This window comes from Solemya velum gill symbiont, from assembly GCF_002020255.1.
Lineage (GTDB): Bacteria > Pseudomonadota > Gammaproteobacteria > Chromatiales > Chromatiaceae.
Map to the genome: position 1 here is coordinate 50,273 of NZ_MPQG01000003.1, position 15,716 is coordinate 65,988.

The window sequence follows — 15,716 nt, forward strand, 5'->3', positions numbered from 1 at the left end:
GATTAGTCGGTGTAGCGGCGAAACACAAGTGTCCCGTTGGTTCCACCAAAGCCGAATGAGTTGGAGAGTGCGACATCGATTTTCATATCACGTGCGGCATTTGGCACATAATCGAGATCGCATTCCGGATCTGGATTATCGTGATTGATGGTTGGCGGCGCCACCTGGTCACGAATTGCCAGCGTGGTAAAAATCGCCTCTACACCACCAGCTGCACCGAGCAGGTGTCCAACCATTGACTTGGTTGAGCTAACGCAGAGTTCATTGGCATGTGCGCCAAAAGCACCCTTGATGCCATTGGTTTCAGCCACGTCACCAGCGGGTGTCGAGGTACCATGAGCATTTATGTAGTCAACCTCGTCGGTATTGATGCCAGCATCTTCCAGCGCCAGTTCCATGCAACGTCCACCACCGGCGCCATTCGGGGCAGGTGCTGTCATGTGATGCGCATCGGAATTCATTGCACAACCGGGAATTTCAGCATAAATGGTCGCACCACGTGCCTTGGCATGCTCCAGCTCTTCAACAACCATGACTCCGGCTCCGTCACTGAGAACAAAACCGTCACGGTCCCTATCCCATGGACGACTTGCAGTCGTTGGATCATCGTTGCGCGTTGAGAGCGCACGTGCTGCAGCAAATCCGCCGATACCGATTGGCGTAGTCGCATATTCCGTACCACCGGCAATCATGACATCTGCTGTGCCGTACTGGATCATGCGTACCGCATCAGCGATATTGTGTGCACCCGTACTACATGCAGAAACAATCGAGATGTTCGGACCCTTGAAACCGTACTTGATCGAGAGGTTTCCGGAAACCATGTTGATGATCGCTGCGGGAACAAAGAAAGGAGAGATCTTGCGCGGTCCTCTTTCAAGAAAAGCGCCATAGTTGTTCTCGATGGTATAGATACCACCAATGCCGGCACCGATGGCAACACCGATACGCTCTGCATTCTCCTCTGTTACTTCCAGGCCAGAATCCTGGATCGCCTGGATGCCTGCTGCCATACCGTAATGGATAAAGGGATCCATCTTGCGGGCATCTTTTTTGGAGATATAGTCTGTGATATCAAAGTCGACAATCGTGCCGCCGAAACGCACACTGAACTCCGAAATATCAAAGTGTTCAATCGGACGAATACCGCTGACACCGGCCTTGATATTTTCCCAAGACGTTGAAACGTCATTACCAACTGGCGTAACAAGACCCAGACCCGTTATCACTACCCTGCGTTGAGACATGTAGGACCCACCTCGTGGTATCAAATCAGCTTTTCACCAGTGAAAAGCGTAAATACAATTGAGGCCGCGCTCAACTGGAGCTGACGGCCTCTGGAATTTCTTTACCTGAATCGATCAGCTGGCGTTTGCGTTGATGAAATCAACAGCCTGCTTGACAGTGGTGATACCCTCTGCCTCTTCATCAGGAATTTCAGTCTCGAACTCTTCTTCAAGCGCCATTACCAGCTCGACAGTATCCAGAGAGTCGGCACCAAGATCGTCGACAAAAGAAGCTTCCAGGGTGACTTCTTCCTCTTTAACACCAAGTTGATCTACTACGATCTTGCGTACACGGTCTTCAACACTCATTCTAGTTTCCTCTGTATGGGGATTAAATCAAAATAATTAGCATAATTGTATTGGGTTTTATCTGTTCGTCAACGCGGAAATTCCCTAACACGAGACACTTCCGCATAGTTTACCCGACATTTACGCCATATACATGCCTCCATTGACATGCAGGGTTTCACCTGTGACATAGGCGGCGCCATCGGATGCAAGAAATGCAACCACTGACGCAATCTCCTGTGGCTCGCCGAGGCGCGCCAACGGAATCGAAGCAAGCAGCGCATTACGCTGCTCTTCCGGCAATTCACGCGTCATATCGGTATCGATAAAACCTGGCGCGACTGCATTAACTGTAATACCCCGGCTCCCCACCTCGCGCGCAAGCGACTTGGAAAAACCGAATATACCCGCCTTGGCGGCTGAATAGTTCGTCTGACCCGGATTACCGGATGCGCCAACCACGGAGGCTATATTGATGATACGACCAGTTTTGGCCTTCATCATGCCACGTAAACAGGCTTTTGACACGCGAAAAACAGATGTCAAATTGGTATCCATTATCGACTGCCACTCATCCTCTTTCATCCGCATGAGCAGGTTGTCTCGGGTAATGCCGGCATTGTTAACCAATACGGTCGGTACACCGAAGTCGGCATTGATGGTTTTGATAACCGAGTCAACGGACTCCTGGTCGGTCACATTGAGACAGAGTCCACGCCCCTCGATACCCTGCTCGGATAAATAGGCTGAAATTGCTTCTGCACCCTTGTCAGTCGTTGCAGTACCGATAACAGTCAATCCTGCGCGGCCAAGTTCCTCGGCAATCGCGCGCCCAATACCACGGCTGGCGCCCGTTACAAGTGCTATTTTCTGTTCAGACATCAAGACTCTCCATCAATTTTTCCAGGCTTGCCGGATCAAACAGCGGCATTGCACCCAGCTTGCGGTCGATACGTCGTGCAAGACCAGTCAGTACCTTACCGGGACCCGCTTCAACCAGCAATGAGACGCCATCAGACTGCATACGCTGCACTGTTTCGGTCCAGCGAACTGGCGAGTAAAGCTGCTCAACCAGCATCTGGCGTATGCTGTCGGCATCGTCAGCAACGTCAACATTCACATTATGTATGACAGGAATTGCGGGTACATTGACCTCGATTCCCGACAGTACTTCGGCAAGCTTATCAGCTGCCGGCTTCATCAGGGCACAGTGAGAAGGAACACTTACCGGCAACGGCAGAGCTCGCTTTGCACCCGCCTCCTTGGCCGCTTCGATGGCACGAGCCACGGCTGCAGCATGACCGGCAATCACAACCTGGCCGGGTGAATTATAGTTTACTGCCTCGACGACCTCTTCGCCGGCTGCATCAGCGCACACCTGGCGAACAACATCATCATCGAGTCCGAGAACAGCCGCCATTGCACCAACACCCTCTGGTACCGCCTGCTGCATCAACAAGCCGCGCTCGGCAACAAGCCTGACCGCATCCGTGAACTGCAGGGATCCACTGCATGTCAATGCTGAATACTCTCCCAGGCTATGACCTGCCATAACGACTGGATCACTACCACCCTGCTGCTTCCACACGCGCCACGCTGCAACACCTGCAGCCAGCATTGCGGGCTGGGTATTATGTGTCTGGTTGAGATCCGATTCCGGGCCGTCCTGTACCAGTTTCCACAAGTCGAAACCAAGCGCATCCGATGCCTCGGCAAAGGTCTCTGCCACGACAGGATAGGCTGCCTGCAGGTCTGCTAGCATGCCAATTGACTGCGAGCCCTGCCCCGGGAATAGAAATGCAATCTGCTGTGTCATTGTTCTTGTCTGTTCTTGTTGTTTACTATCGGTTCAAAATTTGAGTAGCGCCGAACCCCAGGTAAAACCGCCTCCGAAGGCTTCCAGTAATACGGTTTCTCCCCGCTGTATACGTCCATCACGCACAGCCACATCAAGTGCAAGCGGGACAGAGGCTGCCGATGTGTTTCCGTGCTGGGAAACAGTCATAACGACATGATCCATATTCATTCGCAATTTGCGTGCTGTCGCCTGGATAATGCGGGTATTTGCCTGGTGCGGAACCAGCCAGTCGACATCCGACTTCTCCATGTTGTTCGCCGCAAGGGTCTCATCGACAATACGTCCAAGCGTATTGACCGCCATGCGGAATACCTCGTTGCCCTTCATCTCTACAAAGGCAGTACCACTGATCACGGCATCATAATCTGTCGAAACGCCAGCGGGCACATGCAGCAGGTTTTCGTAAGAACCATCCGCATGCAGGTGCGTGGAGAGAATACCCGGCTCATCGCTGGCCTCGAGTACAACTGCTCCGGCGCCATCGCCAAACAGGACACAGGTACCGCGGTCATTCCAATTGAGAATGCGTGAAAAAGTCTCAGCACCCACGACCAGCGCCTTGCGAGCAGTACCGCTGCGAACAAACTGGTCAACAACACCCAGTGCGTAGACAAAACCGGTGCATACGGCCTGTATGTCGAATGCTGCACAGCCATGAATATCAAGGCGCTGTTGCAGCAGGCAGGCTGTTGACGGGAAAATCTTGTCAGGTGTTGTGGTCGCAACCACGATCAGGTCGATATCAGTTGCAGTGACACCAGCCATCTCCATCGCCTTGCGAGAAGCATGTTCAGCCAGGTCACAGGTGGTCTCACCCTCAGCGGCAATATGACGCTTCTCGATTCCGGTGCGTTCACGAATCCACTGATCCGTGGTATCAACGATCTTCTCGAGATCATGGTTGGTGAGTATCTTCTCGGGCAGATATCCGCCCGTTCCGGCAATCCTTGAGTAAATCAAGCTTCACTCCCTGGCAGCAGGTGTGCCTCGACTTTCTTTTCTATTCTACGTGGGATATCTGTATGCACAGCCTTGTCCGCAATTTTAATCGCGTTACCGAAAGAGAGCTCATCGGCGCCTCCGTGACTCTTGATAACAATACCGTTGAGGCCCAGCAGGTTTGCTCCATTGTAACTACGCGGATCAATCCGCTTACCGAAACTTTTCAGTATTGGCATCGCCAGCAGTGCAGCCATTTTGCTGAAAAGACTCTGCTTGAAACCGGCCTTGAGATAGTGGCTAATCATCTTGGCAACACCCTCGGAGGCCTTGAGCGCAACATTTCCGACAAAACCGTCTGCGACTACCAGGTCAACCGAGCCGTCATAGATGTTATCCCCTTCGACGTAACCAACATAGTTGAGATCACTGCCGGAAAGAAGTTCGTGTGCTTTTTTGACCTGCTCGTTGCCCTTGATCTCCTCTTCGCCAATATTGAGCAAACCGACAGTCGGAGATGTATTGCCATCCAGAGCAGCTACCTGCTCAACACCCATCACGGCAAACTGGTAGAGGTGTGAGGCACTCGAATCAACGTTAGCACCCAGGTCGAGCATCCAGGTATGGCTTTTGGTGTTGGGGAGAGCTGTGATGATCGCAGGGCGATCAACATGCGGCAGCATTTTCAGAACAAAACGTGCGGTGGCCATCAGGGCTCCGGTATTACCCGCACTGACGCAGGCATCAGCCTCGCCGGACTTGACCAGGTCAATGGCGACTCGCATCGAGGAGTCTTTTTTTCTGCGCAGGGCTTGTGATGGTAGTTCATCCATACCAACAACCTCGCTGGCATGATGAATACGAATGCGTTTGCAGCCTGTAGGCATAGCAGCCTTGATCACATCTTCCTGCCCGACGAGGATTAGCTCGACAGCAGGATTGGATGCCACGTAGGCGCAGGCAGCTGGAACCACGACAGAAACGCCGTGGTCGCCTCCCATGGCATCCAGTGCAATGCGTACCATCCCTTCAGACGGGGCCGCAGAAGAGGCCATGGGGTGGGTTCTTAACCCTTGTCGACTACTTTACGTCCGCGATAAAAACCATCAGCGGATACGTGGTGACGCAGGTGTGTCTCGCCCGAGGTTGGGTCGACAGACAGCGTCTCTTTCTTCAGGCCATCATGTGAACGGCGCATACCGCGCTTTGATGGTGTTTTACGATTCTGTTGTACTGCCATTGTTCTCTCCTGACTAACGGATTAGTCGTTACTCTTTTTAAGCTGCGCGAGAACATCAAATGGGTTCTCATGCACCGCTTCTGTTTCCAATTCTTCGCCACTTTCTGTTGTTGCCGCTTCACAATCGAGGTGACGCGGAACTGCCGGTATAGCCAGCAACAACTCGTCCTCGACCAGTTGCAGCAGGTTGACACGCTCTTCTTCAAGAATCAGCGGATCAAACTCCGGCTCCAGGCTCTCAGCCTCGTCTAACCCTTGCACGACAACCAGTGAAACCTCGGCATCGACGCTAAGATCAACTGGCTCCATGCAGCGCTGGCACTGCAACAGCAATACGCCCTCTACCCTGCCTTGAAGCAACGGGCGGTGACGGGTATCACGGGTAAACCGGAACCTGAAGTCAACACTCCCTTCCTGACTGGCCAGCATGGGCGCGATGCGCTCGAATTGATCGAGCTGTGCGCTTCCGCTGCAGCTGCTCTCCTGTCTTGCAAAACGCTCAGGATCGACAAGTTCGGGACACTGTGGCGACATAGGGGCGCAATAGTATTGCAACACCCTGTTTTTGTCAAAAGAAATCAACGAGTTTCGGCTAAAAAACTGCGGCCGTGAATTCTGACGAAGAACAATCCCCGCGACAGCGGGGATTCAGACTAAAACTCTTGCAGGTCAGCCACCTACAACTGCAAGCAACACACCGGCAGCAACTGCGGAGCCGATAACACCAGCCACGTTTGGCCCCATTGCATGCATCAGCAGGAAGTTATGTGGATTTGACTCCAGTCCAACTTTATTCGCGACACGTGCAGCCATGGGTACCGCCGATACGCCGGCAGCGCCAATCAGTGGGTTAACCTTACCGCCACTTATCTTGCACAATACCTTGCCCATCAGTACGCCTGTTGCAGTTCCGATCATGAAGGCGACTGCACCAAGGGCCAGGATACCCAGTGTTTCTACACTGAGAAACTTGTCTGCCGAGAGCTTGGAGCCGACTGAAAGACCAAGAAAGATGGTGACGATATTGATAATCTCGTTCTGAGCAGCCTTGCTGAGGCGATCAACAACCCCGCTCTCCTTGAGCAGGTTACCGAACATCAGCATACCGATAAGGGGCGCGGCTGATGGCAGAAACAGGATAGTCAGCACCAGTACGGAGAAGGGGAAGAAGATTTTCTCCAGCTTGCTCACAGGGCGCAGCTGACTCATAACAATACTGCGCTCCTTTTCGGAGGTCAGTGCTCGCATAATCGGCGGCTGAATAATAGGCACCAGCGCCATGTATGAATAGGCAGCAACCGCGATCGCACCGAGCAGGTCGGGTGCAAGCTTGGAAGCAAGAAAAATCGCTGTCGGGCCATCGGCACCACCGATAATTGCGATCGCTGAGGCATCGGCAAGAGTAAACTCAAAACCAGGAATCAGGTTTAGCGCAAGGGCGCCAAGCAGGGTTGCAAATATTCCAAACTGCGCTGCCGCACCCAGAAACAGGGTTTTTGGCATTGCGATCAGCGCACTGAAATCTGTCAGCGCACCGACACCCATAAAAATCAGCAGGGGTGCGATACCACTGGCAACAGCTACGTTGTAAAACTGGTTGAGCATGCCATCCGAATAGCCGAGATCACTGGCTAACTGGGCTCCGGATAACTGCATCGCAGCACCCGCCTGTTTCCATGCCGCTCCAATCTGGTCAACCTCTACCTGCAACAGGGTCGCAAATAGCTCTTTATGCTCAAACGATCCGTAATGCATCAGCTGTTCAACCGCACTTTCGGCGAGACCGGCAACGGGAATATTGGCCAATATCGAACCAAACCCGATCGGCAACAGCAACAGAGGCTCAAAACCACGTGAGATCGCAAGATAGATCAGCAGCGCACCGATAAACATCATCAGCAACTGCCCCCATGCAAAGTTGGCTATCCCCATCGATAGCCAGAGTGCTTCAAAACCTTCCATCAGGAGAGTACCAGCAGGGTTTCACCGACTTGCACAGAATCGCCTTCCTTGACGCTGACCGTGGTAACCGTACCGCTCCTCGGAGCACGTACTTCGGTTTCCATTTTCATCGCTTCGAGGATCATGATGACGTCACCGTCATTGACCACGTCTCCGGTGGTCACATTGATCTTGTAAATGTTACCTGCAAGCGGCGATGGAATATCTTCACTTGCACCACCAGCTGCCGGTGCAGGCGCTGCTGCCGGAGCAGGAGCTGCGGCAGTCTGTACACTGGTAACAGCCCCGCCAGGACCAACGACCACATCGTAAGTTACGCCGTTAACGCTGACAGACAATGCTTCCGGTTCAACAGCACTCTGCGGAGAAGCTGCTGCGGGCGCAGCTGCTGCAGTCGCATCCTCGGCTGTTGGTACCGGTTCGAAGGCATCCGGGTTATTGCGATTCTCAAGAAACTTGAGGCCAATCTGCGGGAACTGGGCATAGATCAGCACATCATCTTCAACGCTGTCTGCCAGATCGATACCCTTCTCACCGGCGATCTCTTGTAACTCATCAGTCAACTTGTCAAATTCCGCTTCGAGAAGATCTGCAGGGCGACAGGTAATCGGCTCTCCGCCTTCCAGTACACGTGCCTGAAGTTCAGCATTGACCGGTGCAGGAGATGCGCCATACTCACCTTTCAGGATGCCTGCTGTCTCTTTTGAAATTGACTTGTAGCGCTCTCCGGTCAGAACATTCAGTACCGCCTGGGTGCCAACAATCTGGCTGGTCGGTGTGACCAGCGGGATATAGCCAAGGTCCTTGCGAACTTCAGGAATCTCCTTGAGTACATCATCAAACTTGTCTGCCGCACCCTGCTCTTTCAACTGGCCTTCCATGTTGGTCAGCATGCCGCCGGGAACCTGTGCGATAAGAATACGTGAATCGATTCCTCTCAAAGAGCCTTCAAACTTTGCATACTTCTTGCGCACTTCGCGGAAGTAAGCAGAAATCTCTTCGAGCAATCCAAGATCAAGCCCCGTATCACGTTCGGTATCCTGCATGATTGCAACAACTGATTCAGTTGCCGAATGGCCATAAGTCATCGCCATGGATGAGATTGATGTATCAACAACATCAACGCCGGCTTCAGCTGCCTTGACGTGTGTCGCGGTGCTCATGCCGGTTGTGGCATGGGAGTGCAATGCGATAGGAATATCCAGTGCCTCCTTGAGTCGGGTCACCAGCTCAACAGCTACATAAGGCTTGAGCAGGCCCGCCATATCCTTGATACAGATAGAGTGACAACCGAGGTCCTCCATCTGCTTCGCCATATCAACATAACCATCAATCGAGTGGACCGGGCTTGTTGTATAGGAAATCGTACCCTGTGCATGCTTTCCTACCTTGAGCGTTGCTTTAATTGCAGTCTCAAGATTGCGAACATCGTTCATCGCATCAAATATACGGTAAACATCCATACCGTTTTCTGCTGAACGCTCAACAAAACGTTCAACAACATCATCTGCATAGTGCCGGTAACCGAGGATATTCTGTCCTCTCAGCAACATTTGCATCGGTGTATTTGGCATCGCCTCTTTCAGCAGGCGCAGGCGCTCCCACGGATCTTCACCAAGGAAACGGATGCAGGCATCAAAGGTTGCTCCACCCCAGGTTTCAAGCGACCAGAAACCGACCTGGTCGAGTTTCTCCGCGATTGGCAGCATATCGTCGATACGCATACGCGTTGCAAAAAGGGATTGGTGAGCGTCACGAAGGACGTTATCGGTGATTCCGAGTTTGTTCTGTGTCATGGTCGTTATCCGCTTGGTTTTAATTATGTCGCTTGCGCCATACGGCTACTGCTGCCGCGATGACCGGAATGATATTGGCATCAACTCCGCTGTCGCGAACCGGTGCCTTTGATGGAAGCGCCTCTTCCTCGCCGCCAACAGTAATGGCCAACCAGCTCATCGCTTTCATTGTCATGACCAGTATGGTCAGGAATATAAAGACGCTCCCCATACCCAGTAACATGAGCTGTGCGCCTTCTAGCATGAGATCTGAAACCTGCATTTCCATTACCTCCCGATCACGAATTAGAGTTAACCGAACACTGTCGGCATAGAATTAAAATGCCGTCTGCCAGTCATAAGTGTTGGTTATTCAAAACCAAATTACATTGCACTGCAACAATTTTTTAACTTTTTAGTCGGACAACTGTCCTATTTTGCACTTGTTTTTCCGGACAATTTTCTCTGACCGAAAGATAGTTTACTCAATAACAGGAAAGATTTCACATCCCCTCCTTTCAGGGGAATCAACTATTAATAGTTTGGCCAGCCCTTACCCCGCCGCCAATCGATTTTAATGTCTGCAGTGTCACTGATCAGCATGTCGGCGATTGCAATCAATTCACCCTCCCTGAACAACAGTGGCACGCGCTCCCTGAGCCAGGCTGGTACATCATTCATATGGAACAGCGCCTTCAGATCACGATGCATACCTCCCTGCAGAAGACGCTCACCACCACGGCGAAAACCGACCTCCAGCGGCATATTGAATTGACCTCCGGCCGAATGCAGAACACCCAGGTTCCCCGGCAGCTGCAGCGGCTCATCACCCTTCCACGATGAGCGCCAGTTGCTATCGTGCTCCGGCAATAGCTGGTGCGCGATCAGCCGGTCTGCATGACGAGCAATAAAGAGGCTGTTCCAGGTAAACGCAGGTTGACGGTCAGCAGGAGACTCTAGCTGCTTCAAGAGTTCATACAACCTTGCTCTTGGAGGAGATCCAAAGCCACGTGATTCACACCACTTTCTTACCAGCAGCGCCTGCATCTTCTCTTCGTGCTCAAGCAACACGGGGAGAAGCAGACAAGCCCGCTCATCCACGCATGCAGCCAGCTCGTCTTCTATCTGTATGCCAAGCAGTTCATCTGATTCCTGCAGCAGTCCGGCACTGGTTGCCAGGCTGCCTGAAGCAGCTGACCAACGATTCTGAAGTAACGGGATAACAGAGTGGCGCACAAAATTTCTGTCCAGCGACTCATCCAGGTTGCTCGGGTCATCAATCCATTCAAGCATTCTGTTATTCGCATAATCAAGTAGTTGCTGACGTGAGCAATCGAGTAGTGGACGCATCAGCCACCCGTCGGCAAAAGGTCTCAGCAACGGCATACCGGCAAGACCACGCAGACCGGAACCGCGCATCAGGTTAAGCAACAGCGTCTCCGCCTGGTCATCGAGATGATGTGCAGAAAGCAGCACATCCCCCGGCTCCATGATGGCAGCGATCGCATCGTAACGAGCCTGTCGCGCTGATGCCTCGGGGCCATCTCCATTTTCAACCTCAACCGTGAGAACGCTCAACTCTATATTGTGACTTTCACACGCCTGCCGGCAATGGTCTGTCCATGCCTCTGCTCTCGGATGAAGCTGGTGATTGACATGCACTGCAGCGAACCGAACCGGCAGCAGTGACTTCCTGATTGCCACCATTGCATCGAGCATCACGATCGAATCAACACCACCGGAAAGCGCCAGCAAAAAACGCCCCGTCGGGGGCGCTTTTTTGATCACCTGCAGCAGTTGCTGCGGATTGAAGGCATCATCCCTCTTCAAAACGCCCATACTCCATGATGCGCTTGTAACGCAGCTCAAGCAGCTCTTCACTATCTATCGACTCAACCCGCTCAAGCGTCTCCAGCAGCGAGGCCTTGAGAGACCTTGCCATGGTATCCGGGTCACGATGTGCACCACCAAGCGGTTCTTCAATGATGGTATCGATCAGCCCGAGCTCTTTGAGCTTGTCCGAGGTAATCGCCATGGCATCGGCAGCAAGTGAAGCCTTGTCGGCATCCTTCCACAGAATTGAGGCGCAGCCTTCTGGCGAAATAACAGAATAGGTACTGTACTGAAGCATTTGCACCCGGTCACCAACACCAATCGCAAGCGCACCACCAGAACCACCCTCGCCAATCACGGTACAGATAACAGGTACGCGCAGACGTGCCATTTCGCGCAGGTTACGTGCGATTGCTTCACTCTGTCCACGCTCTTCAGCACCGACACCTGGATAGGCACCCGGGGTATCGATAAAGGTAAATATCGGGAGTTCAAAGCGTTCAGCCAACTCCATCACGCGTAACGCCTTGCGATATCCTTCCGGACGGGGCATACCAAAGTTGCGATGCAGCTTCTCCTTGGTATCGCGTCCTTTCTGATGACCAATCAGTACGACCGGGCGTTCGCCGATACGGCCAATGCCGGCGATGATCGCAGGGTCATCTGCATAGGCACGGTCGCCATGCAGCTCTTCGAAATCATCAACAATGCGTTCAATATAATCGAGAAAATAGGGCCGCAGTGGATGACGCGCCACCTGGGAAATCTGCCATGGTGTAAGACTGGAGAAAATCGTACCTGTCAGCTCGCTACTCTTGGTTTCAAGCCTGGTGATTTCATCCTGGATATTTATCTCGGCGTCAGTATCTACCAGGCGCAACTCTGCGATTTTCGCCTCGAGTTCGGCGATCGGCTGTTCGAAATCTAGAAAATTGAGATCCATAGGGTGAACTATACAGAAGTTTCAGCGACTGCGGAATCCTGCATTTCGCTATAGCCGAGTCGAACAGACTCTTCTCCAAGCGTCCTTCTCAATGTCTGCAACAGCGCCTCCTTCGGATGAAGGCTCCACTGATCCCCGAGCAGCAAACTGCCAGTGTAATGATCTCCCCTGTAATTAAGACAGACGCGACTGTTGCCACCACAGTAAGGCTGCATTAACTGCATCAGAGATTCCACAAATGATGCCGGTGTTTCGCCTGCCTTGCGCCACTGACTCTCTTCAATCACAAGATACAATTGTCGACATGAGAGCTGACGCGCCTCTTCGAGCAGCACTGCATTATCAGCACGGATACTGATCGCATCCCGGTAGGAGTCATAGGAGAGCGTACCTTCAATCAACAACATATTGCCGTTCACCAGAAACTCTTCGAGCCGTTCCAGAGCATCGGAAAAGAAGGCAACATCGCAACGAGCTTTTCCGTCCTCGATCAACACGCTTGCCATGGTACCGCGTTGTGTTTCCCGCCTGTTGATTGCGGTTACAAGCCCGGCGAGTCGGACTCGCTCACCACGTCCCTTCTCTTTGGGTGGAGCAGCTGTCTCCAGCTGCTGCAGGCGACGTACCCCGAGTGCATCCAGGTCAGTCTCGTAAGCATCCATTGGATGTCCCGTAAGATAGAGCCCGAGTGTCTCCAGTTCGCCCTGCAGGAGAATTTCGTTCTGCCACTCATCATGCGACGGTAAAATACTTTCATCCATTGATGGCTGTTCACTGTCGTCTGACCCCATGCCAAACAGGTCATCCTGGCCAGCTGCATCCATGGCATTCTGCTGTTCTGCCATTTTCAACGCCATCGGAATTTGTGCCGAGAGTGTCGCCCGGTTGGAACCAAAACTGTCCATTGCACCGGAACGAATCAGTGATTCGAGAACACGGCGATTGACCTTTTTCAGATCAATGCGCTGACACATGTCGAACAGGTCCCTGTAGCCTTTCTCACCACGGCAAGTGACAATCTCCTCGATAGCCGCCTCGCCAACACCCTTGATCGCACCTAACCCGTATATAACTCCACCCTCGTTGCTGACCGTGAAGTAATAGGCGGAACTGTTGACATCGGGCGGCAGCAGTTCGAGTTCGAGTTGCTTGCACTCCTCGACAAAAATTTTGACCTTGTCAGTCGAATCCATATCCGACGAGAGGACTGCAGCCATGAACTCAGCCGTGTAGTGCGTCTTGAGCCACAGTGTCTGGTAGGAAACCAGTGCATAGGCAGCAGAGTGCGACTTGTTGAAACCATAGCCGGCGAATTTCTCCATCAGATCGAAAATATAGGTGGAGACCTCCTCGTCGACATCATTTTCTGTTGCACCCTGAAGGAATATTTCGCGCTGCTTCGCCATCTCCTCGGGCTTCTTCTTGCCCATTGCACGGCGCAGCAGGTCGGCGCCGCCCAGGGTGTAGCCCGCAAGATCCTGGGCGATCTGCATAACCTGTTCCTGGTAGAGAATGACACCGTATGTCGAACGCAGAATCGGTTCCAGCGTTGGGTGCGCGTATTCAACCTGTGCACGCCCATGCTTACGGTTGATGAAGTCATCAACCATGCCCGATTGCAAGGGTCCGGGGCGAAACAGGGCAACCAGCGCCGTGATATCGTCAAAGTTATCCGGCTGAAGCTTGCGAATCAGCTCCTGCATACCGCGTGATTCAAGCTGAAATACTGCTGTCGTATGTCCGGTCTTGAGCAACTTGAAAGCATCGACATCATCCATCGGTATCTTGGCGATATCCAGCGCTTCAAGACCCTCCTTCTTACGCTGACGGTTGACGTGACCAATTGCCCAATCGATGATCGTCAGGGTACGCAGGCCAAGAAAGTCGAACTTGACCAGGCCCACTGCCTCGACATCATCCTTATCGAACTGGGTCACGAGATTGGCACCGCCGGCTTCACAGTAGAGCGGGGTGAAATCTGTCAGTACTGTCGGCGCTATGACCACGCCGCCGGCATGCTTACCGGCGTTTCTGGAAATACCTTCCAGCTTCAAAGCCATGTCGATTAGTTCCCTGACCTCCTCATCCTCGTCGTAGGCCTGGCGAAACTCCGGATTCTCATCCATCGCTTTTGTCAGCGTCATGCCAACTTCGAAAGGGACCAGCTTGGCAACCCTGTCAACAAATCCGTATGGGTGTCCCAGTACACGCCCGACATCACGCACCACCGCCTTGGCGGCCATCGAACCGTAGGTAATAATTTGCGATACCGAATCGCGCCCGTAAGTTTGCGCCACGTAATCAATGACACGGTCTCGGTTATCCATGCAGAAATCGATATCAAAGTCAGGCATCGAGACTCGCTCGGGATTGAGAAAGCGCTCGAACAGCAAATCATGTTCAATCGGGTCGAGATCAGTAATCTTGAGTGCATAGGCAACCAGTGAACCGGCACCCGAACCACGCCCGGGACCTACGGGTATGGCGTTATCCTTGGCCCACTGGATGAAGTCGGCAACGATCAGGAAGTAACCGGGAAAACCCATCTGGTTGATGACGTCGAGCTCAATCTGCAGGCGCTCGTCGTAAGGCGCCCGTTGCGCTTCAATCTCTTCCGGGTTATCTGCAAAAATTGTCTGCAGACGTTCATCAAGTCCCTTCCTGGAGATATCTGCAAAATACTCTTCCGTGGTCATCCCCTCGGGGATCGGAAACTCCGGCAGGTAATTCTTACCCAGGCTTAGCTGAAGGTTACAGCGCCTGGCAATCTCGACACTGTTGTGCAAAGCCTCGGGGATATCGGCAAACAGTTCACACATCTCATCTTCGCTGCGTAGATACTGCTGCTCGGTATAGAGGTGAGGACGCCGTGAGTCGTCTAGTGTGCGGCCTTCATGGATACACACCCTGACCTCATGTGCATCATAATCCTGCTTGCCGATGAAACGTACATCATTGAGCGCAACCAGCGGAACCTGTTCTTTTGATGAGAGCGTAACCATTGCATGTACGGCCTCCTCTTCATTGGGCCGCCCTGTACGGCTCACCCCAAGATAGAGAGATGCTGGAAAACAGCTCTGCCACGCGGCAAGGCTTTGCACAGCCTCCTGCTCCTTACCGGCAAGCAGCTGCTGCCCGATATCACTGTCAAAACAGGGAAGAATGGCAATCAGGCCGTCAGCTGCCTCGTCAAGCCAGTCGCGTTCGATCATCGGCACACCGAGGTGTTGCCCCTCACGGTATGCACGCGAGATCAAACGATTCAGGTTGAGATAGCCTGCCTCGTTCCTGACCAGCATCAGTAACCTGTGGGGGTGACTCGTATCCTCTTCATTATGTATCAGCAGGTCGACACCGATGATCGGTTTGACCCCGGCAGCCAATGCCGAACGGTAAAACTTGACCATGGCGAAGAGATTGGAACGGTCAGTCAGCGCAACTGCAGCCATGCCTTGCTGTGCAGCTTTCGCAGCCAGCGGCTTGATACGCACCAGTCCATCGACGAGTGAGTATTCGGAATGAATGCAGAGATGGACGAACCTTGGTTCCATTACGATCAAACAGCCTGGTAGATATTCTGATTATGAGAGGC

Annotated in this window: 14 protein-coding genes; all 14 read right to left on the reverse strand. The window is 52.8% G+C overall.

Going from position 1 to position 15,716, the window contains the following annotated elements:
- Positions 1-2 precede the first annotated feature (2 nt).
- The 14 genes from fabF to dnaE all read right to left on the reverse strand — a co-directional run bounded on the left by fabF (position 3) and on the right by dnaE (position 15,675).
- Positions 3-1,247 carry a beta-ketoacyl-ACP synthase II gene (gene fabF / locus BOW06_RS03780; protein ID WP_043115860.1) on the reverse strand — a complete coding sequence of 415 codons (1,245 nt, stop codon included), beginning with the start codon at positions 1,245-1,247 and terminating at the stop codon, positions 3-5.
- 114 nt (positions 1,248-1,361) lie between these two features.
- Positions 1,362-1,595: an acyl carrier protein gene (gene acpP, locus BOW06_RS03785; RefSeq protein WP_043115862.1), complete on the reverse strand. Its 234-nt coding sequence runs from the start codon at positions 1,593-1,595 to the stop codon at positions 1,362-1,364.
- Between the two features lie 120 nt (positions 1,596-1,715).
- Positions 1,716-2,456, reverse strand: a complete 741-nt coding sequence (fabG, locus tag BOW06_RS03790) for a 3-oxoacyl-ACP reductase FabG (RefSeq protein ID WP_043115864.1) — start codon at positions 2,454-2,456, stop codon at positions 1,716-1,718.
- Complete coding sequence (gene fabD, locus BOW06_RS03795; protein WP_043115865.1) at positions 2,449-3,390, reverse strand: ACP S-malonyltransferase; 942 nt, start codon at positions 3,388-3,390, stop codon at positions 2,449-2,451. The genes fabG and fabD overlap by 8 nt, the downstream gene beginning before the upstream one ends.
- A 33-nt stretch (positions 3,391-3,423) precedes the next feature.
- Entirely contained in the window at positions 3,424-4,392 is a 969-nt protein-coding gene (locus BOW06_RS03800) for a beta-ketoacyl-ACP synthase III (RefSeq protein WP_043115867.1), read from the reverse strand.
- Entirely contained in the window at positions 4,389-5,396 is a 1,008-nt protein-coding gene (gene plsX / locus BOW06_RS03805) for a phosphate acyltransferase PlsX (protein WP_043115868.1), read from the reverse strand. The genes BOW06_RS03800 and plsX overlap by 4 nt, the downstream gene beginning before the upstream one ends.
- A gap of 41 nt (positions 5,397-5,437) precedes the next feature.
- Positions 5,438-5,611: a 50S ribosomal protein L32 gene (gene rpmF, locus BOW06_RS03810; protein ID WP_043115869.1), complete on the reverse strand. Its 174-nt coding sequence runs from the start codon at positions 5,609-5,611 to the stop codon at positions 5,438-5,440.
- 21 nt (positions 5,612-5,632) lie between these two features.
- Positions 5,633-6,145, reverse strand: coding sequence for a YceD family protein (locus BOW06_RS03815; protein ID WP_078452560.1), 513 nt, complete (start codon positions 6,143-6,145; stop codon positions 5,633-5,635).
- A gap of 135 nt (positions 6,146-6,280) precedes the next feature.
- The gene (locus BOW06_RS03820) at positions 6,281-7,573 is read right to left on the reverse strand and encodes a sodium ion-translocating decarboxylase subunit beta (protein WP_078454440.1); all 1,293 of its coding nucleotides are present in this window, start codon (positions 7,571-7,573) and stop codon (positions 6,281-6,283) included.
- Complete coding sequence (gene oadA / locus BOW06_RS03825; RefSeq protein WP_043115873.1) at positions 7,573-9,369, reverse strand: sodium-extruding oxaloacetate decarboxylase subunit alpha; 1,797 nt, start codon at positions 9,367-9,369, stop codon at positions 7,573-7,575. The genes BOW06_RS03820 and oadA overlap by 1 nt, the downstream gene beginning before the upstream one ends.
- Before the next feature lie 19 nt (positions 9,370-9,388).
- Complete coding sequence (locus BOW06_RS03830; RefSeq protein WP_043115876.1) at positions 9,389-9,631, reverse strand: OadG family protein; 243 nt, start codon at positions 9,629-9,631, stop codon at positions 9,389-9,391.
- Between the two features lie 251 nt (positions 9,632-9,882).
- Positions 9,883-11,178: a tRNA lysidine(34) synthetase TilS gene (gene tilS, locus BOW06_RS03835; RefSeq protein WP_179115398.1), complete on the reverse strand. Its 1,296-nt coding sequence runs from the start codon at positions 11,176-11,178 to the stop codon at positions 9,883-9,885.
- Positions 11,165-12,124, reverse strand: a complete 960-nt coding sequence (gene accA, locus BOW06_RS03840; protein WP_043115877.1) for an acetyl-CoA carboxylase carboxyl transferase subunit alpha — start codon at positions 12,122-12,124, stop codon at positions 11,165-11,167. The genes tilS and accA overlap by 14 nt, the downstream gene beginning before the upstream one ends.
- Before the next feature lie 8 nt (positions 12,125-12,132).
- Positions 12,133-15,675, reverse strand: coding sequence for a DNA polymerase III subunit alpha (gene dnaE, locus BOW06_RS03845; RefSeq protein WP_052132003.1), 3,543 nt, complete (start codon positions 15,673-15,675; stop codon positions 12,133-12,135).
- Positions 15,676-15,716 lie beyond the last annotated feature (41 nt).